At 67.4% G+C, this 19116-nt stretch carries 13 protein-coding genes and 1 pseudogene; 4 read left to right on the top strand and 10 right to left on the bottom strand.

The genetic code is table 11. The annotated features are described in order from the left end of the window. Nucleotides 1-265 (bottom strand): aldehyde dehydrogenase family protein (locus tag G9373_RS10430; protein ID WP_167115052.1); only part of this gene is annotated, 265 nt, incomplete at its 3' end. 111 nt (nucleotides 266-376) lie between these two features. Here G9373_RS10430 and G9373_RS10425 point away from each other — a divergent pair. After that, nucleotides 377-1270 (top strand): LysR family transcriptional regulator, encoded by an 894-nt coding sequence (locus G9373_RS10425; RefSeq protein ID WP_054246074.1) that lies wholly within the window; start codon nucleotides 377-379, stop codon nucleotides 1268-1270. A gap of 1 nt (nucleotide 1271) precedes the next feature. On the opposite strand, the gene G9373_RS10420 is transcribed toward G9373_RS10425, so the two are convergent. From G9373_RS10420 to hisD, 7 genes are all read right to left on the bottom strand, one after another. Continuing rightward, nucleotides 1272-2336, bottom strand: a complete 1065-nt coding sequence (locus tag G9373_RS10420) for a LacI family DNA-binding transcriptional regulator (protein ID WP_167115049.1) — start codon at nucleotides 2334-2336, stop codon at nucleotides 1272-1274. Between the two features lie 72 nt (nucleotides 2337-2408). Next, nucleotides 2409-3791, bottom strand: a complete 1383-nt coding sequence (locus G9373_RS10415; protein WP_043789792.1) for an NAD(P)/FAD-dependent oxidoreductase — start codon at nucleotides 3789-3791, stop codon at nucleotides 2409-2411. A gap of 153 nt (nucleotides 3792-3944) precedes the next feature. Beyond that, nucleotides 3945-4784 carry a sugar phosphate isomerase/epimerase gene (locus G9373_RS10410; RefSeq protein WP_005566520.1) on the bottom strand — a complete coding sequence of 280 codons (840 nt, stop codon included), beginning with the start codon at nucleotides 4782-4784 and terminating at the stop codon, nucleotides 3945-3947. Nucleotides 4785-4796: 12 nt separating this feature from the next. Further along, nucleotides 4797-6596 (bottom strand): thiamine pyrophosphate-binding protein, encoded by a 1800-nt coding sequence (locus G9373_RS10405; RefSeq protein WP_005566519.1) that lies wholly within the window; start codon nucleotides 6594-6596, stop codon nucleotides 4797-4799. Between the two features lie 35 nt (nucleotides 6597-6631). After that, the gene (locus tag G9373_RS10400; protein ID WP_005566518.1) at nucleotides 6632-8218 is read right to left on the bottom strand and encodes a GMC family oxidoreductase; all 1587 of its coding nucleotides are present in this window, start codon (nucleotides 8216-8218) and stop codon (nucleotides 6632-6634) included. 172 nt (nucleotides 8219-8390) lie between these two features. Continuing rightward, on the bottom strand, nucleotides 8391-9785 hold the full coding sequence (aspA, locus tag G9373_RS10395) for an aspartate ammonia-lyase (protein ID WP_005566517.1): 1395 nt from the start codon (nucleotides 9783-9785) through the stop codon (nucleotides 8391-8393). Beyond that, nucleotides 9782-11107: a histidinol dehydrogenase gene (gene hisD / locus G9373_RS10390; RefSeq protein ID WP_005566516.1), complete on the bottom strand. Its 1326-nt coding sequence runs from the start codon at nucleotides 11105-11107 to the stop codon at nucleotides 9782-9784. Before hisD ends, aspA begins: the two co-directional genes overlap by 4 nt. Before the next feature lie 131 nt (nucleotides 11108-11238). Between hisD and G9373_RS10385 the strand changes: the two genes are divergently transcribed. The 3 genes and pseudogenes from G9373_RS10385 to G9373_RS10375 all read left to right on the top strand — a co-directional run bounded on the left by G9373_RS10385 (nucleotide 11239) and on the right by G9373_RS10375 (nucleotide 15678). Beyond that, nucleotides 11239-12780 (top strand): PucR family transcriptional regulator, encoded by a 1542-nt coding sequence (locus tag G9373_RS10385; RefSeq protein ID WP_167115046.1) that lies wholly within the window; start codon nucleotides 11239-11241, stop codon nucleotides 12778-12780. 230 nt (nucleotides 12781-13010) lie between these two features. Next, nucleotides 13011-14327: pseudogene (locus tag G9373_RS10380) on the top strand (MFS transporter); the annotation flags it as partial. Between the two features lie 475 nt (nucleotides 14328-14802). Next, nucleotides 14803-15678 carry an MFS transporter gene (locus G9373_RS10375; RefSeq protein ID WP_240960451.1) on the top strand — a complete coding sequence of 292 codons (876 nt, stop codon included), beginning with the start codon at nucleotides 14803-14805 and terminating at the stop codon, nucleotides 15676-15678. Nucleotides 15679-15735: 57 nt separating this feature from the next. Here the strand turns inward: G9373_RS10375 and G9373_RS10370 are convergent, their stop codons facing one another. Then, complete coding sequence (locus G9373_RS10370; protein WP_167115040.1) at nucleotides 15736-17325, bottom strand: GMC family oxidoreductase; 1590 nt, start codon at nucleotides 17323-17325, stop codon at nucleotides 15736-15738. Further along, nucleotides 17322-19109, bottom strand: coding sequence for a thiamine pyrophosphate-binding protein (locus G9373_RS10365; RefSeq protein ID WP_167115037.1), 1788 nt, complete (start codon nucleotides 19107-19109; stop codon nucleotides 17322-17324). The genes G9373_RS10370 and G9373_RS10365 overlap by 4 nt, the downstream gene beginning before the upstream one ends. Nucleotides 19110-19116 lie beyond the last annotated feature (7 nt).

The raw sequence follows: 19116 nt of genomic DNA, 5'->3' as shown, positions 1-19116 counted from the left end.
CGGTGATGATCTCGGCCAACTCGCCTTTGCGGGCGTTGAGCAGTTCCCGGAAGTTGAAGATCACCTGGGTGCGCTTGGCGAGGGAGGTGTCGCGCCAGGCGGGGAACGCGGCGGCGGCGGCGTCGATGACGGCGCGGGCGTCCTCGACGCTGGCGAGGGCGACCTGACCGGTGACGGCACCGGTCGCCGGATTGGTGACCGGGGCGGTATCGACACGCGTTCCGGGGTAGGACTTGTTGTTGAGCCAATGCGAGATAACGGCCATGGGGTTCACTCCTGGGAAAGGTGGGGTGCCCACGAGTCTGCTGGGCAACAATGCCTGCGTCAACGAGTAAAATGGCACTTCGGACTGCACTTTTGCACAGGGATGAGGGCGATGTTCACCGCAGACAACATGCGTTATCTCCTGGAGTTGTCGAGAACCGGCCGCCTCGCCGATGCGGCGAAGCGGCTCGGTGTCGATCACACGACCGTCTCGCGGAGAATCACTCGACTCGAGAAAGACACGGGCACGAGACTTTTCGATCGTGGCGTGTCGGGGTGGCAGCTCACCGAAGCGGGCCGGCGACTGGTTCCCCACGCGGAGGCGGTGGAATCCGCGGTGCTCGCCGCTCTCGACGAAACGTCGTCCCTGGGCGGGCTGACGGGCACCGTCCGCATCATCACTCCCGACGGCTTCGGGTCGTTCGTGCTGGTGCCAGGGTTGGCCGCTCTGCGGTCCGAGCACCCCGATCTGTTCACCGAACTCGTCACGTCGACCACCCACGACCTGCTGACCGGGCGCGACTTCGACATCGCGGTCACCCTCGAGCGTCCGTCGCCGCGGTCCGTCGTGGTCCGCAAACTGGCCGAGTACGACCTCCGTCTGTACGCGTCACGGGGCTACCTGGACCAACACGACCCCATCACGTCGCTCGAGGATCTCCGGCACCACACGCTCATCTGGTACGTGGATGCATTCCTGGATGTCGAACCGCTGCGTATCCTCGACTCGCTGATTCCGGATTTCCAAGCCCAGATCCAGACCAACAACATCGCGGGCCACTACCAGGCCGTGAAGCATGGAGTCGGGATCGCGCCGCTGCCGAGCTACATCGGGGCGCTGGACGAGGATCTCGTGCCGGTTCTCCGCGACGACTTTATTGCGCACCGCACCTACTGGCTGGTGGTACCGCGGGAGTTGACGCGACTCGCGCGGGTGAAGGCGATAACCGAGGCGCTCTACTCCATCGTCGACGGCAATCCCGAACTGCGAGGCGAAGTAGGGTAACTCACTGCTCCGCGGGAACGGGTCCGGAGCTCTCGCGGACGACGAGCTCGGTGGGGAGTGTGATTTCCCGTCCAGCTCCGCCGCCGATGATGTCGAGCAGCAGTTGCGCGGCCTCGCGGCCCTTCTCGACGAGCGGTTGCCGGACCGTCGTGAGTCCGGCGGCCCGGGCCGCGGGGATGTCGTCGAAACCGACCACCGACAGATCCTGCGGCACCCGGAGTCCACGTTCCTGTGCGACGTCGATGGCCGCGAGGGCCAGCAGGTCGGAGGCTGCGATCACGGCGGTCACGGGACCGGCATCGAGTAGCGTCTCGACGGCGGTGCGGGACAGTTCGTAGTCGAACCCGCCTGCTTCGACGACCACGGCGGACGACCACGGCACCGTGTGTTTCCGGCAGGCGGAGGCGTATCCGGCGAGGCGTTCCTTCATCACGTGGTCGCGTGCGGCCCGGATGCGGGCGGCGTCGACGGGCCCGCCCTTGCCGTCGGGGACGAGCCGGTCGACGAGAAACCCGATACGCCGGTGCCCGAGCGACAGAACGTGCTCCGCGATTTCCTTGGCGGCCTGCCGATCCCGGATCCCGACGCGCGGCAGTCCGCCAGGATTGGGGCCGTCGATCACGACTATCGGCAGCCGGCGGCTCATCGCCGTCTGCATTCCGGGGTGGCCGTCCGGCATCGCATACGCGAGGAATCCGTCCACCGCGCCCCGCACGAGCACGCCGGATCCCTCGGCCACCCGGGTCGACTCGAGTGGGCAGGGCAGCAGCGTCAGCGCGACCTCGGCGAGTTCACCGACCTCCGATATGCCCTTCAGCAACTGCGAGGTGGCCGGATCGTCGAATGCGTAGCGCAGCGAGTCGGTGATCATCAGCCCCAGCGCACCGACCTGTCCGGTGCGGAGATTGCGGCCCGCGGGGTTGGGGCCGGCGTACCCGAGTTCCGCGGCCACCTGGAAGATGTGGGCGCGCCGGGCTGCCGACAGCTTGTGGGGCTGGTTGTACGCGTACGAGACCGCGGCCTGCGACACGCCTGCCGCTCGGGCGACGTCGTGCATCGTGGTCACGAATGCCGATCCTCTCCGTCGCACGGTTACCGAGCCCAGCCTATCGGCCGGACCGCGCGTGTCTCCCGGGTGTCAGCTCGCTCTGGCGACAACAGCGTCATCGTCGTCCTCACCCGAGTCGAGGAGAACGAGTGTGCCCATGACGTTGCGTGCCACCACCTGTTGGTCGGTGACCGTCATCTGTCCCCGCCACGACCCGAGGAACGTCCACGTCCACGACATGAGCGTGGACAGCCGGCTCCGGAACCCGACGACGTAGACGACGTGGACGGCCAGCCACAGGATCCACGCCAGAAATCCTGCGAGTTCGATGCCCCCGACCTTCACGACCGCGTTGAACCTCGAGATCGTCGCCATCGACCCCTTGTCCCGGTATCGGAACGGAACGCGGTCGGGTGACGTCGCGCGCCTGCCGGCATCGGCTGCGATTTGCCGCGCCGCGTAGCGGCCACCCTGGATCGCGACCTGCGCCACCCCGGGAAGGCGGTCGCGCGCCATCATGTCGCCGATCACGAACGCCTCGCGGTGTCCCGGCACCGTCAGGTCCTCGCGGACGGCGATCCGCCCGGCCCGGTCGAGTTCGGCCCCCGACTGCTCGGCAAGCTGCCTGGCCAGTGGGCTGGCTTCCACGCCCGCCGACCACACCTTGCACGCGGATTCGATGCGGACGGTCTCGCCTCGCCCGTCCTTGATCGTCACCCCGTCTGCGTCGACGTCGGTGACCGTCGCGCCGAGTCGCACCTCGACCCCGATCCTCTCGAGGCGTTCGGCCGCGGTGGACCCGAGCCGGTCGCCGAACGGCGGCAGCACCGCGGACGCGGCGTCGAGCAGGACGATCCGGGCGTCGCGGGTGTCGAAGTTCCGGTACGCGCCGACGAGCGTGCGGTGGGCCAGTTCCGCGATCTGACCGGCCATTTCCACCCCGGTGGGTCCGGCGCCGACCACCACGAACGTAAGGAGGCGCGCCCGCTCCTCGGCATCGGTGGACAGTTCGGCACGTTCGAACGCGCCCAGGATCCGGCCACGGAGTTCGAGTGCGTCGTCGATGGACTTCATTCCGGGGGCGTGTTCGGCGAAGTGGTCGTTACCGAAGTACGACTGCCGGGCTCCGGCCGAGACGATCAGACTGTCGTACCCGGTGGTGGTCGTTTTGCCCTGGTGGGTCGACGTAATCCTGCGCGTCGCCAGGTCGATGTCGGTGACGTCCCCCAGTATCACCGAGGCGTTCGACTGATTCTTCAACACCATCCGGGTCGACGGTGCGATCTCTCCCTCGGACAGGATGCCCGTCGCCACCTGGTACAGCAGCGGCTGGAACAGGTGGTGGCTGGTGCGGTCGACGATCACCACGTCGACGTCGGCCCGGCGTAACGCCTTCGCGGCGAACAGGCCGCCGAATCCGGAACCGATGATCACCACGCGATGACGTGCCTCGGTGCGGGCAGGAGTATTCATGACAAGCTCTTCCCGGTTACTGGTAGGGGTGAAGCGTGCCGCCCGACACACGGGGTGTCGGGCGGCACGGTGGACACGACGCACCGGGGACTCGAATGTCGGTTCAGGACCCAGGGTGTCGCGAGATCACCTGCAGGACCGGCGACGCCGTTGTCAGCTGCCCTGGATGCGGGTGATCAGATCTGTGAGGTAGGTGTAGCTCTTCTTCGCGGCGTCGAGGCCACCGCACTCGACCGACAGGACGACGTCGTGGTCGGCCTTGTGCAGTGTGGTGACGATGCGTTCCCAGTCGATGACGCCGTCGCCGCAGGCGCAGCCGAGCATGCCCCGGACCTTGCCGCGCAGCCTCTTCGCGTCTTCGATGCCGATGTCCTTGGCGTGCAGGTGTGTGACGCCGCCGACGATCTGCTCGAGCCACTCGTGCGGGTCGTTCTCACTGAGGTAGCTGTTGCCGGTGTCGAGGTTGATCGTCAGTGCCGGGCTGTCGATCAGCGTCATGATCTTCGCGAGCCGCTCGGGGGTCGCGGTGTACTCGCCGTGCGTCTCGATAGCGATCTTGATGCCGCGCGGTTCGGCCACCTTCGCCGCCTCCTGCAGCGTGTACCGCATCAGCGTGTAGTTCTCCGCCTCGGTGGTCCACGTCGGCAGCGGCCCGTCGTCGACCATGATCATCGGGGACCCGACCTCGGCCGCGTAGCGGATCGACTGCTTCAGATAGTCGACGCTCACGTCCGGCTTGGCCAGCGGTGCATGACTGGACAGCGAGGAGATGGTAAGCCCGCGTGATTCGGCGGCGTCCCGCATGATGAGCGGGTCGTCGAGCATCGACCGGGTGTGGAAGTACCCGGCCGTGCTCAGCAACTCGCGGCCCCAGTAGACCATCGGCTCGACGTACTTGTAGCCGATCTCCGCGGCCTGGTCCATGGCCCAGTCGAACGACCCGTTCTCGAATCGGGCGAACTCCAGGTTCAGGCCGAGTGTGATCTGTCCCATGCCGGTCTCCGATCAGAATCCGCGTTGCGCGACGTAGTCGTCGCGGACCTCGCCGTGGTAGGCGGGAACGGTGATGTCCCACCAGCCGGTCGGGTGCATTTCCGTCCACGGCAGCTCGTGGGCGCTCATCGCCTCGATGATCACCGGGCCCGGTGTCGCGAAGGCGCGCTCGATCGCGTCGGCCAGCTTCTCCGGGTCCTCGACGCGCTCGGCGCTGCAGCCGAGTGACTGAGCGAACCGGGTGATGTCGGCGAAATACGGTGTCCCGTCGAGGTTCTTCCACCCGGAGATGATTTCGCGTTCTTCACCGAACAGGCTGATCTGGAGGTCCTTGATCGCCTCCCAGCCGCCGTTGTTGAGCACGACGATCACCAGCGGCACTCCGAGCATCGCGGCGGTCGCGATCTCGGTGCCGGTCTGGAGGAAGCTGCCGTCGCCGACCATCGCCAGGACCGGGGTGTCCGGGGCGCCGATCTGCGCACCGATCGCGGCGGGCACACCGAATCCGATGCCGGAGAAGCCGCCGGCCACGATGTTGGTCTTCGGGCCGTAGATCGGGAACTCGTTGAACGCCTGGTTCGCCGGGTTGGACGAATCGGTGACCAGAATGCCCTCGCGCGGAAGGGCCTTGCGGATCTCGACCATCGCCCGCGAGTTGGTCATCGGCAGGTAGTCGGTGGTCCGCATCGGCCGCAGGTGCTCTTCCCACTGCGCCTTGAGATCCTGCAGTTCGGCGAAGTAGTCGGTGTTGCGGTAGTCGAGGGCAGGCCCGAGATCGGCGAGCACGTCGCGCAGCGCGGCGAGGGACGTTTTCGCGTCGCCGACGACGCCGACCTCGACCGGGTAGTTGCGGCCGATCTCGAAACCGTCGATGTCGATCTGCACGAGCTTGGTGTTCGGGATGTCGAACGTGACGCCGGGACGGTACGACGACGTGATGCGGTCGCTGAACCGGCAGCCGACGGCGAGGATCACGTCGGCTGTGCGGGTCACGCCGTTGCCGGGAATCGAACCCATGTCGCCGCACGGCCACGCGTAGAGGTCGTGGTCGGCGGGGAACGCGCCCTTGCCCTGGAACGAGTGCGTCACCGGTGCGCCGAGGTGCTCGGCGACGGCCATCAACTCGGCGGCGGCCTCGGCGTGGATGACGCCGCCGCCGGCCACGATGACGGGACGTTTCGCACCGGCCAGCAGGCGTGCGGCCTCGGCGATCACGGCCGGGTCACCGGTTGCGCGGGTGGCGGGACGGCGGGCACCGGTGTCGGGGGTGTAGTCGCCGTACTCGGCCTGCAGGTCCTGCGGGATGTCGACGAGCACGGGTCCGCGCCTGCCCTCGTGCATGGTGTTGAACGCCTGAGCGAGCGCCACCGGAAGCTGTTCGAGGCGGCTGGGCTGCCACCAGCGCTTGACCACCGGTTCCACCATGCGGGGAAAGTTGTTGCCGTGCGGGCGGTCGATCTCCTGGAGCACCCCGCGGTTCTCCATGTAGGTGTGCACGGCACCGGTGATCAGGAGCATCGGCATCGAGTCGGCGAAGGCCGTCGCGAGTCCGGTGAGGGTGTTGGTCGCGCCCGGTCCGATGGAGGTACAGATCGCGGCGATCTTGCCGGAGGCCCGGTAGTAGCCGTCGGCCATGTGAGCGGCGCCCTGTTCGTGCATGGCCGGCACCAGTTCGATCTCGTCGGCTCGGTCGACGAACGCGTCGAGGAGGGCGGTGTTGCCGTGTCCGGGGATCGCGAAGACCTTCTCGACTCCCTCGCGGATGAGGAAGTCGACGACCATCTGTCCGCCGGTGAGTTTCTGTGTTGTCATCGAAGAGGCTTTCTGGGTGTGGTGGGGGCGAAGCGTCACAGGGACGCGGACTGGGCCGGGGTGTCGTGGGAACGGGTCTTGCCGATTCGGTCGGCGATGCTCTCGGCGACGCGGAAGGCGTTGGCCGCGATGGACAGGGCAGGGTTCATCACGGGCAGGGAGGGGAAGAAGGACGAGTCGACGACGTACAGGTTGTCGATGTCGTGGGCGCGGCAGTCGGCGTCGAGCACGGAGGTCGCGGGGTCGGTTCCGGCCCGCACGGTGCCGGCTTGGTGGGAGTTGACCTCGATGCCGGTGCCCTGGCTGAAGACGAACGGGTAGCCGATCTTCCGGAGGATCTTCCGCACCTCGCGGACGAGTACCTCGTGGGCGCGAGTGTTGTTGGGGGTCCATGCGATCTGGATGTTGCCGTCGTCGGTGAGGGTGACGCGGTTGTCGGGATCCGGCAGATCCTCGGTGAACAGCCACCAATCCATGCTGCGCGCGGTGGCCTGGCTCAGCGCCCACTTGGGGATCAGCGGCCGCTGGCCCTTGATCATCTCGCCCTGCAACTTGCCGATGAGTTGCACGTGTCCCAGCGGATAGGGGTGGTCCGCGGTGCCGTGAGTGTAGAAATCGTTGATGTACAACGTCTTCTGGAACTCGGAAGTGTTCTTCTTCAGCGGGTTGATGCCGACCATGATGGAGTTGTTGTGCACCATGTAGTTTCGTCCGACCATGCCGGAGGAGTTGGCGAGACCGTCCGGGTGTGCGGCGTTCGCCGACCGTAGCAGCAGCGCCGCGGAGTTGACGGCGCCACAGGACACCACCACGGTGCGTGCGTCGACGACGACTTCGGTGCCGCGGTGCCGGAGTCGTACGCCGGTGGCCTGTTTGCCGGTCTCGTCGGTGAGGACGCGCTCGGCGTACGCGTTGGTCAGCAGTTCCACCGAGCCGGACGCGACGGCCGGCCGGACGCATCGCACATCCGCGTCCGACTTCGCCAGCACCCGGCAGGGGAACCCGTCGCAGGTCTGACAGCGGATACATCCGCCGCCGTCCCGCAGATCGATGCCCAGTGGGATGTTCGACGGCGTGTACCCGAGACGCCGCAGTGCGTCGGCCGCCTCCTGCACCGGTGGCTCGTGTCCGATCGCCGGGTAGGGGAAGGGTTCGTCACGGGGGAGCGTGGGGTCGTCGGTGTGATCGCCGTGGACCCGGTACACCTGTTCTGCCCGTGCGTAATACGGCGCGAAGTCGTCGTACGAGAAGGGCCACTCGGGAGATTTGCCGTCCTCGTGTTGCGTCGACTGGAAGTCTTCACGACGGAACCGGACGAGCGACGAGCCGTACAGCTTGGTGTTCCCGCCGACGTAGTAGTACGTGCCCGGACTGAACGGCCTGCCCTCGGTGTCGTACCACTGCTCGGCGTTCGCGTACCGGTGTCCCTCGAAAACTTCCCGGGGGTCCCAGTTCTGCTTTTCCTGCGGCAGGAAGTCGCCGCGCTCGATCAGAAGCACATCGACTCCCGAGTCCGCGAGCGCGTAAGCGAGCGTTCCGCCGCCCATTCCGCTGCCGACGATGACGACGTCGTAGCTGTGTTTGCTCGGGCCTGTGGGCTCCCCCACGGATGCGTCACTCATGGGTCCTGCTCCTCGGTCGTAGAGAGTGGTGTCAACGTTCTGCCGGGCGGGTCGACGCGAACCGGCAGTCGGTGAAAAGGTTATACGTATAACTAAAGGTTAGCGGCAGTGTGGTGGATGTCAACCCCACCCGAGCAGCTCATCCCGGCGGGGGATGAGCTGCTCGCCGCCGTCAGGGCACGAGCGGTCGAGTGAGGTTCTCCGGCCGCAGCACGTCGTCGAGTTGCTCGCGGCTGAGCAGACCCCGTTCGAGCACGAGCGCGGCGACGGTGCGCCCGGTCGCGAGAGCGTCGGCGGCGATCGCGGTGGCCGCGGTGTACCCGATGTGCGGGTTGAGGGCGGTGACGACGCCGATGGACGCGTCCACCATGTTCTTCAGGTGGTCGATGTTCGCGCCGATGCCGACCACGCAGCGCTCCCGCAGGACGGTGCATCCGCGAGTGAGCAATTCGATCGTCTCGAACAGGCTGTGCGCGATGACCGGCTCGAAGGCATTGAGCTGAAGCTGCCCGCCCTCGGCCGCCATCGTCACGGTCAGGTCGTTGCCGACGACCCGGAAGGCGATCTGGTTCACGACCTCCGGGATCACCGGGTTCACCTTCCCCGGCATGATCGACGACCCCGCCTGCACGGGCGGCAACGTGATCTCACCGAAGCCGGCGCGCGGCCCCGACGACAGGAGCCGGAGGTCGTTGCAGATCTTGGACAGCTTCACCGCGGTGCGCTTGAGGACCCCGGACAGCTGGACGAACGCCCCGACGTCCTGCGTGGCTTCGATCAGGTCGGACGCCGTCGTCACCTCGATCCCGGTGATCGCGGCAAGGTGCTCGCGCACGCGCCACGCGTACTCGTGGTGCGCGTTGAGGCCGGTCCCGATCGCCGTTCCGCCCAGATTGATCTCGGAGATGAGCGTTGCCGCCTCCCCGAGTCGCTGAGAATCCTCGTCGATCATGAGAGCGAACGTCGCGATCTCCTGGCCCAGGGTCATCGGAACCGCATCCTGCAACTGGGTGCGGCCGACCTTGAGGACGTCGGAGAACTCCGTCGACTTCACCGCGAATGCCGCAGCCAAGTCCTGCATGGCCGCCCGCAGCCTGGTCAGGGCGGTTTGCAGGCCGGCCTTGATCGCGGTGGGGTAGACGTCGTTCGTGCTCTGGCTCATGTTCACATGCTCGAGCGGATGGAGATACTCGTAGCGGCCGCGCCGGTGGCCGAGCAATTCCAGGGCCCGGTTGGCCACCACCTCGTTCGCGTTCATGTTCGTCGACGTGCCGGCGCCGCCCTGGATGACGTCCACGACGAACTGGTCGCGCAGCGCGCCGGCCCGGATCTCGTCGCAGGCCGCCACGATGGCGTCCGCTTCGCGCCGCGGCAGCAGGCCGAGGCCGGCATTGGTCTGCGCCGCCGCCTGCTTGACGGACGCCAGCGCCGACACGAGGTCGGGATGGCTGGCCAGCGGAATGCCGGTGATCGGGAAGTTCTCCGTCGCCCGCAGCGTGTGGATGCCGTAGTAGGCGTCGTCGGGGACCTCGCGGTCGCCGAGGAGGTCGTGTTCGATGCGGGTCATCGTTCGGACGTCACCCGGGTCGGGAGGTCGCCCCACGGGAGCGGGGCGTTGCCGAACTTGGCGGCGCGAAGGTCGCCGGAGCGGGCGTGTCCCTCGAACTTCTCCAGACGCGACAGGCGGCCGCACACCTCGCCGAGCTTCGCGCTGCTGCCGAGGTCGCGCACCTCCTGATAGGTGAGCGTCTTGAGGAACTTGCCCACCCACAGACCGCCCGTGTAGCGGGCCGCACCGAGCGTCGGGAGGACGTGGTTGGTGCCGATCAGCTTGTCGCCGTAGGGAACACACGTTCCTTCGCCGAGGAACAGGGCGCCGTAGTTCCGCATGGAGGTCAGGGCCTGACGGGGGTCCTCGGTGAGGATCTGGACGTGCTCCGACGCGAAGACGTCGGCGAGCCGGTACGCCTCGTCGAGGGTGTCCACCACGTGGATCTGGCCGTGATCACGCCACGCGGGGCCGGCGATGGCGTTGGTGACCAAGCCGGGGAGCAGGGCGTCGATATGATCGATCACCGCTCGTCCCACGGACTCCGACGTGGTGATCAGCACGCACGGCGAATCCGGGCCGTGCTCGGCCTGGCTCAGCAGATCAACGGCGATGGTGAACGGGTCGGCCAGGTGATCGGCGACGATGAGCGTTTCGGTCGGTCCGGCGAAGAGGTCGATCCCGACCTCCCCGAACAGCTGGCGCTTCGCCTCGGCCACGTAGGCGTTGCCGGGGCCGGTGAGGATGGACACCGGGTCGATGGTCTCGGTGCCCAGCGCGAGTGCGGCGACGGCCTGCACGCCGCCGAGGACGAAGATCTCGTCGGCGCCGGCGAGGTGCATCGCCGCGACACTGATCTGCGGCGGCTCCCCGGCATTCGGAGGCGTCGTCGCGGCGACGCGTTCGACGCCCGCGACCTTCGCGGTGAGGACCGTCATGTGCGCGGACGCGGTCAGCGGGTAGCGCCCGCCGGGTACGTAGGCGGCAGCCGCGTCGATCGGGACGTTGCGGTGCCCGAGGAACACACCCGGGAGGGTCTCGACCTCGAGGTCCTGGATGGAGTCCCGCTGCGCCTGGGCGAAGTCGCGAATCTGGCGCTGCGCGAATCGCAGATCGTCGAGGACGGTCTCGGGAACGGACTTCACGATCTCCGCCACCCGGTCCTCGCCCAGCCGGAACGATTCGGGGGACCAGCCGTCGAACTTCTCGGAGTACTTCCGGACGGCGTCGTCGCCGTTCGCGCGGACGTCGGCGATGACGGCGGCGACGGTGTCGACCACGGCGGGGTTGCTCGCCCGCTGCGCTGGTTCACCGACGGCGGCCTTAAGGACGAATGACATGGGATGCTTCCTTCGGATGAGCGAGGGCTGGATCTGTTGTCACTCAGCATCGCGGTGCCACACGTGTTTCCGACAGTTGCATTGTGGGAACTATTTGCGTCGGTTCATGCACGTTCTGTGTACCATTGAGCATGGTTTTCACCGTCGCTGACGCTCTCGACATCGATCTCCTGAAAGACGCGGGAGCCCGTGTCCTGACCGGATCGGGCAGCCTCGACCGTGAGGTGCGCTGGGTGCATTCCTCGGAGATCTCGGATATCGCCCGCTTCCTCCGGGGTGGAGAATTACTCCTGACCGCCGGGCTCGGAATGGGCAGCACGGGCGCCCTTCAACAGGCGTTCGTGCGCGCAGCCGCTCATGCCGGGGCCGCGGCGCTCGTCATCGAGGAGTCGGGACGGATGTTCGACCGCGTACCGGATGCAGTAGTCGCCGAAGGGCAAGCCTGCGGCCTGCCGATCATCGCCCTCGCCCGCGAGGTGTCGTTCGCCGGCGTCTCGTCGCAGGTACACGAGATCCTGACCGGCAAGCGCCTGCAGGCGCTCACCCACGAACGGGAAGTCGAGTCCACTTTCTCGAACCTCCTCCTGGACGGCGCCGATTACCTCTCGATCGTGCAGACGCTGGCCGAACTCACCGACGGCACGGTGGTGCTCGAGAACATCGCGCATCGCGTGATGGCGTACGTCGGCGAATTCGACGAGGAAGCCGGCATCGAGGGCTGGGACCGGCACGCGCGGGGCCTCCACAGCGACGACAGCGGATGCGTCCGCAGGCCGGTCCTGATGCGCGGTCAGCCGTGGGGCTGGATTCACGTCTTCACCGACCGGCCCGCGACCGAACGGGCCACCGCAGCCTTCGCGACCGAGCGTGCCGCCGCGGCCGTCGCGATCTCGTTGCTGACCGACCGCAGCCGGGAAGCGAGGGACGATCAGCGGAGCACGGCATTGATCACGCGACTGCTGATCGGGGATCTCTCCGGGGCCGAATTCGTCGACCAGGCAGGAAGACTCGGATATCAGCTGGGGTCGGGACAGATCGTCGTCGTCATCGCGAACAAGGACGCCCGCGACGAGTCGTCCGGTCCGCGCGCAGGCCGTCAGATCGACACGGGTGCGATCAGCGCCGACATGGGCGACTACGTCGTGGCCGTGGCGGCGGAGTCCGGTCGAACCCGCGCCGAGCTCACGGGCCTGCTCGGGAATATGGAGCACGGTGGCGGCATGAGCCGCGCGGTGCCCGCATCGATGCTGCAGGTCGCGGTCACGCAGGCGAAGAGTGCCGCCGCGGTGTCGCGCTCTCTGCCTGCCTCACCGATGCTGCATTTCGACGACCTCGGCGTCGAACGTCTGCTCGTGACGTTGGCGCAGGGTCCCGAACTCGCCAGCTTCGTCGAGGACGAACTCGGCCCACTGCTCACGAAGGATGCGCAGTCCACGACCCCGCTGTTGCCGACACTGCGCGCCTTCCTCGCCGTCGACGGCCGCAAGACCGAAGCGGCCGAGAAGCTCTTCATCCAGCGCCGGACCTTGTACAACCGGCTCGACCGCATCGCCGCGATCCTGGGCAAATCCCTGGACGACGCCGCCACTCGCCAGAGCCTGCTGCTCGCGGTGAAGGGGCTGGATCTGCTCGAGGGGTCGTCCATCGTGGCTCGACGGAGTGGGCGACCATGATTCGGATCGGGCGACCATGATTACGGAGCGGGCGACCATGACACGGTCGGCGCCGGCTTCTCATTCTGTGCAGTCTGCGCGTAGGAGGTACACGGTCTGTACCTGTTGTGCGGCGCGTCACCTTCGTAATGTTTTCCTCGAGATTCCGGCCATCCAGTCGGCGTTGATCGAAAGTTCACGCACTCGCTACTCGCTGAACGGATGCCTACCCCCGTAGGCGCCCGCGGCGGTCCGAGACCTACCGCAAGGACGAAATCATGGCAACACATGGAGCAGGCACCGCTCCCGTGCTCGACCATACACGCGTGCGAAAGGCGCGAATCGCAACATTCTTCGGCTTCTTCCAGCTCGGCGCCGTGATGTTGATGTGGTCGACGAGCACCACCTCGTTGCGTAGTCACCTCGGATGGGAAGGCGACGGCGGCGACTCCCAGTTCGGCCTCCTCGCGCTGTCGATCGGCATCGGCGCCGCTGTCGGCTGCTTCGCCATCGGCCCCTTCATCGACCGGTACGGTCCGAGAAACACGGCCATGCCCACGATGGTCGTCTACCCCCTCTGTTACATCCCCCTCGCGTTCCTCGACGGGCTGGTCGGAGCGATGGTGATCGGCGTGCTCATCGGACTGCTCCGCGGCGCCTTCGACACGGCGTTCAACACCCACGGTGTGCAGGTCGAGCGGTACTACGGGCGACCCATCATGTCCGCGTTCCACGCCGCCTACCCGGCGGGTGGCTTCGTTCTCGGACTCGTCGGCAGCGCTCTGGCGCGGCACTTCACCGACAGCCCGGCCGTCGCCTACATCTCGATCGGCGTGGTCCTGTCGGTACTCGGTGTCGTCTTCGGCAAATGGCTTCTCTCGCTCGACGAGTTGCTGCCTCCGGACCAGGACGACATTCCGGGCGCCGCCGACCCCGCGCACCCGGGGAAGCGTTCGGCCACCACGGCGACGCTTCTCGTGATGATCGGATTCGGTGTGCTCCTGCTCGGATCGATGTTGAGCGAGGGCGCGGTCCTGGACTGGGGTCAGGAATTCGTTCGCCGAGCGGTCGGCACCACGGCGGGCCTGGCAGCGACGGCTGTCACGCTCTACTCGGGAGCGCAGTTCGTCGGCCGGTTGTTCGGCGACAAGCTGGCCGAGTACTTCGGCGCTCGACTCATCGTCGGTGCGAGCGGTGTCATCGGTGCCGCCGGTGCGCTTCTCGCGATGCTGGGTGGCTCGGCGCCGCTCGCCCTCACCGGCTTCGTGCTGCTGGGACTCGGCCTGGCGTGCATGGCGCCGCTCATGCTGTCGGCGGCCGGGCGACGCGATCCCGAGAACGCGGGGCGGAACATCGGTCTGGTCAACGCAATCGGCTACGTGGGCATGCTCGTCGGGCCTGCTGCGATCACCGTCCTCGTCGACAACCTCGGTATCGAATGGATGCCGCTTCTGCCAGCCATCCTTCTCGCGCTGATCGCGATCGGCGGTCCCGCGTTGATGCGCCTGGTGCCGCGCTACCACAAGCCGGCGTCGGAGACGAGCAGGCACGAGGTCGCGACCGGGTAGGTCGTCCGGCACTTCCGATTCCTGCGGTCCGGTACCTCTCCCGAGGTGCCGGACCGCCTTTCGTGTCGTTGCCCGGTGATACGATTAACCATCCCCCGACACGAACAGGAGACAGCTGTTCCTACCGAGAGTCCGCCGTTGAAGCGCGGTGAGCGTGGCTGGAAAGCAGCAACTTTCGTCGTCTTCGTCGGAACGGGGATCACCTATGCGTCCTGGGTGACCCGCACCCCAGCCATTCGCTCGTCCCTGGGAGTCGGCACGGGCGACATGGGTCTGATCATTCTCGGTCTGTCGATCGGATCGATGGCGGGGCTGCTGCTCGCCGGTCCCGTCGTCGCCCGGATCGGTGCCCGTCACGTCATCACGGCCGCGGCCACGGTCGCGAGCCTCGGCCTGTTCAATGTGACTCGGTTCGGGTGTCGCGATCGCGGCCCTGGTCGGTCTGGAACTCGCCTTCACCGGTGCGGGATTCGGCATGTGCGAGGTGGCCCTCAACGTCGAGGGTGCAGCGATCGAGAAGCGCATGGGACGCAGCTTTCTTCCGTCGCTGCGCGGTGCGTTCAGTCTCGGAACGCTCGCCGGCGCGGGCCTCGGGGCGGTCGCCGAACTGCTCGATGTTCCGGTGCCGGTGCATCTCGGGGTGCTGGCCGTCGTGGTCCTCGTGACGAGCGTGAGCGTCGTGGCGCTGCTACCTCCGGCTACCGGACGAGAGGCCGGGCGCACGCGCCGTCGATCCGGCACGTCCGGCGGTCTGACCATCTGGCGGGACACCCGGATCGTTCTCCTCGGCCTGATCGCGCTGGGCATGGCGTTCGCGGAAGGCAGCGCCAACGATTGGCTTCCACTGGGAATCGTCGACGGGTACGGAGTCGGGTCGGCCACCGGCGCTGCGTTCTACGTCGTGTTCGTGGCCGCGATGACGTCGGGCCGCCTACTCGGCGGGCGCGTCGTCGACCGGTACGGCCGCTCTGCGACCGTCCGCTGGTCCGCGGCGCTCGCGGTGGCGGGGGACCTGATCGTGATCCTGGCGGGGAACCTGGTTCTCGCCGCGCTCGGCTGTGCGTTGTGGGGTGTCGTTGTCGCCCTTGGATTTCCGCTCGCACTGTCCGCGGCAGCCGACTCGGGTGCCGGCGCCGCGCGACGCGTCAGCGCGGTGTCGACGCTCGGGTACATGGCGTTTCTGGTCGGGCCGCCGCTCCTCGGGCTGCTCGGTGAGCAGTTCGGGCTCCTGCAGGCCTTCTACGTCGTCCTCGCCGGCGCCGTCCTCGCCGGGTTGGTGGCGAGTGCGGCCGGGGAAACCCGCGAGAGGGAGGAGTCTCCGCTCGCCGAGGAGCGGATCGGCTCGAGGTGAACACACGGTTCGCCCGGCCTCTGGGAACGAGGCCGGGCGAACCGTGATCGGATCACATCACACTGCGGCAGAAGCGATGTGGGGTGCCACGCGCAGCGCGTTGGCCGCGATGGTCAGCGCGGGGTTGAGCGCCGCCGACGAAGGGAAGAACGATCCGTCCACGACCCACAGGTTGTCGACGTCGTGGCTGCGGCAGTGCGGGTCGAGGACACTCGCCGCCGGATCGGTACCCGCGACCGCGGTTCCGCACATGTGCGAGTTCGTTGCGATCCCCATCCGCTCGGTGAGGATGATCGGATACCCCGCCTTGCGGACTGCCGTCGAGACGCGGCGAACCAGTTCACTGTGCGGCGCAGTGTTGTTGGGTGTCCAGTCGACGATGATCCGGTCGCCGTCGATCCGGACCCGGTTGTTCCGCGTCGGCAGATCCTCGGTGGTGAGGTAGATGTCGAGGCTGCGATCCACCACCGCCTTCAGCGCCCACAGCGGAGCCCAGGGCCGTGCCCCCTTCACGTGCGCGGCCTGCAGTTTGCCGAGCATCTGCAGATTGCCGAGCGGATACTCGTTGTTCGGGCCCGCGACGTACCAGTCGTTGATTCCCAGCGTCTTCTGCCACGCAGTCGTGTTCGTGCGGAAGGGGTTGACGCCCATGAAGAACGTGCTGTTGTGCACCATGTAGTTCCGGCCGAGCAGCCCCGACGAGTTGCCGAGGCCGTCCGGATTCCACTCGTCGGCCGAGCGGAGCAACAGTGCCGCGGTGTTGACCGCCCCTGCCGAGACCACGAACTGGTTGGCCGTGATCCGGATCGTGCGACCACGGAACTCGGCCTCCGCGGCGACGATTCGCGTGCCCTTCGCATCGGTGAGCAACCGTGTCACCTTCGCCTCGGTGAGCAGGCGCACCCGGTCCGACTCGAGCGCGGGCCGCAACGCCCGGTTCTCCGCTTCACTCTTGTGATCGGTCTGCGACGGGGTGCCGTCCGACGCCGTCGACTGCCTGCGATGCTCCTGCGTCGTCAGGTTCATGCCGTTCGGTGTGTGGAACGGGTGCAGTCCCTGTTGACGGAGGGAGGACGCGAAACGCTCGATCGTCGGCTCGTGCGGCAACGGTGGCAACGGGTACGGAGACGACCGTGGTGGTTCCGTCGGATCCTCGCCGTCGATGCCGTGCACCTGGTAGAGGCGCTCCGCCTCGGCATAGAACGGTTCGAGATCGGCGTAGCTGAACGGCCACTTCGGTGAGATGCCGTCGTAGTGCTGCGTCTCCTCGAAATCCGTGAGGCGGAAGCGGGGGAGACTGCCGCCGTAGAACTTGGTGTTGCCTCCCACCCAGTAGTACACGCCGGGCTGGAACGGCTCACCGTTGCTGCCGTCGAACCACGGTTCCGCGGTCTTGTACCGGCCCATGAGGAACATTTCCGCGGCCTGCGAGTTCTCCACCTCGCGGGGGAGGAATCGCCCGCGCTCGACGACCAGGACGTCGACGTCCCGATCGCGGAGCGCCCACGCCAGCGTCGAGCCACCCATCCCGGATCCGACGACCACGACATCGGCGGTGACCCTGTCGGAGTCGCCGCCCACATCGACCACCGCGCCCTCGCGCAGCGGTGAATACGCGTCGATCTGATCGTGTCCCGACGTTCTCACAGGTGCTGTTCCTTGGCTCGGGTCGCCCAGTACTCGTCCTGACGCTCGTCCTCGATGTACGCGGGAACGGGGAAGTCCCACCAACCGGGAACCCACGGTCCCGCTGCATCGCGATCGGTCGGGATCTCGATCAGCGCAGGCGCTTTCGAGCCGAAGGCCTTCCGGTAGGTGCTCTCGAGGTCGGCCGGGTCGTCCACCCGGAACGATTCGAGGCCGAACGACTGGCCGAGCGCCTTGAAGTCGGGGCTGTAGGGAGTGCCGTCGGGGCGATTGAACTCGGTGCCGATGTGCCGGCTGGTCTGCTTGCGCTGCCCACCGCGGATGGACATGAAGCCCGCGTTGTCCTGGACCACGAAGACCACCGGAATGTCGTGCTGCACGCAGACACCGATCTCCTGCGACGTCATGAGGAAGTCGCCGTCACCGACGACACACGCCACCTGCCGGTCGGGGGCGGCGAGCTTGGCGCCGATCGCGGCGGGCACGGCCCAGCCCATGGACGAGAATCCGCCGGACGTCAAGTGGGTGCGCGGGTGATACACCGGGAACGTCTGCTTCACGGCGCCCTGGGTGTTGCCGGAGCCGGCCACGATGATGCCGTCCCGTTCCATCACCGACCGCAGGCCGCCGAGGGGGCGTTGGGAGGTGAACGGGAAGCGGTCGGAATCGCGACGGCCGGCGAGCTTGGCCTCCCACTCCGCCTTCAACTGTTCGAGTTCGGCGAGGTATTCGGACCGGTCGGCGCTGCTGCGGGGGAGGGAGGCGACGATCGCGGCGACGGTCGGCTTGGCGTCGGCGACGATGCCGACCTCGGCCGGGTAGTTCTTGCCGATCTCGTGCGGATCGATGTCGATGTGGATGAGCTTGGCGGGCGGAATCGAGAACGTGACTCCCTGCGCGTAGCTGGAGGAGGACCAGTCGGTGAACCGGCACCCGATGGAGATCACCACGTCGGCGCGAGAGGCGACGGCGTTGCCCACGATCGTTCCGGTCTGGCCGACGCTGCCGGCGAACAGCGCGTGGTCCTCGGGGAACGCGCCCTTGCCGTTCCACGTGGTGACCACGGGGATCTGCCACGCCTCGGCGAGGGCGAGCACTTCGCCGGCCGAGTCGGACGTGATGGCGCCGCCGCCGACGACGATCACCGGCCGGTGTGAGTCACGGAGCACGTCGACGGCCTTGTCGATCGCCAGCGGGTCGGGCTGCTGGAGGCCGACCGGCAGCCGGCGTGCGAGGTCGTGAAGGGAGACGTCGGCGGCCTCGGCCTGCACGTCCATCGGCACCTCGATGTGTGCAGGCCCCGGCCGACCGGTCAGCATGGTGCTGAACGCGCGGTGCATGATGAACGGCAGTTCCTCCACGCGGGTGGCGACCCAGCTGCGCTTCGACACTGCGTCGGTGACCTGCGGAAAGCCGTTGTCTGTGTGCCGCTCGAGTTCCTGGAGCAGGCCGCGCCCGCGCATGTGGGTGGGCGGCCCGCCGGTGATGCACAGCAGGCTCGTCGAGTCGCTGTACGCGGTCGCGAGACCGAGCACGGTGTTCGCTGCGCCCGCCCCGATCGACGCCACCGCGGCCATCGGCTTACCGGACACCCGGTAATACCCGTCCGCGAGGTGCGCGGCGCTCTGCTCGTGGTAGACCTGGATGAACGGGATCTCGGACCCCTTCTCCAGGAATGCATCGGTGAGCGACCAGATGCCGTGGCCCGGAATGCCCGTGACGTACTCGACGCCGTACTGCTTCAGGACCTGGGCGACCACCTGCCCGCCGGTCAATTTCGCCATGATCGTG

It is taken from the genome of Rhodococcus sp. A14 (assembly GCF_011603105.1).
Taxonomy (GTDB): domain Bacteria; phylum Actinomycetota; class Actinomycetes; order Mycobacteriales; family Mycobacteriaceae; genus Rhodococcus_F; species Rhodococcus_F opacus.
The sequence above is the reverse complement of the archived record's forward strand: the minus strand, read 5'-3'. Positions and strand labels throughout refer to the sequence as shown.

Coding starts and splice junctions, on each gene's coding strand:
- hisD (WP_005566516.1), bottom strand. CDS start 11,107: ATGTCATTCGTCCTTAAGGCCGCCGTCGGTGAACCAGCGCAGCGGGCG.
- G9373_RS10375 (WP_240960451.1), top strand. CDS start 14,803: ATGTGCGAGGTGGCCCTCAACGTCGAGGGTGCAGCGATCGAGAAGCGC.
- G9373_RS10385 (WP_167115046.1), top strand. CDS start 11,239: ATGGTTTTCACCGTCGCTGACGCTCTCGACATCGATCTCCTGAAAGAC.
- G9373_RS10425 (WP_054246074.1), top strand. CDS start 377: ATGTTCACCGCAGACAACATGCGTTATCTCCTGGAGTTGTCGAGAACC.
- aspA (WP_005566517.1), bottom strand. CDS start 9,785: ATGACCCGCATCGAACACGACCTCCTCGGCGACCGCGAGGTCCCCGAC.
- G9373_RS10415 (WP_043789792.1), bottom strand. CDS start 3,791: ATGAATACTCCTGCCCGCACCGAGGCACGTCATCGCGTGGTGATCATC.
- G9373_RS10405 (WP_005566519.1), bottom strand. CDS start 6,596: ATGACAACACAGAAACTCACCGGCGGACAGATGGTCGTCGACTTCCTC.
- G9373_RS10365 (WP_167115037.1), bottom strand. CDS start 19,109: ATGGCGAAATTGACCGGCGGGCAGGTGGTCGCCCAGGTCCTGAAGCAG.
- G9373_RS10400 (WP_005566518.1), bottom strand. CDS start 8,218: ATGAGTGACGCATCCGTGGGGGAGCCCACAGGCCCGAGCAAACACAGC.
- G9373_RS10410 (WP_005566520.1), bottom strand. CDS start 4,784: ATGGGACAGATCACACTCGGCCTGAACCTGGAGTTCGCCCGATTCGAG.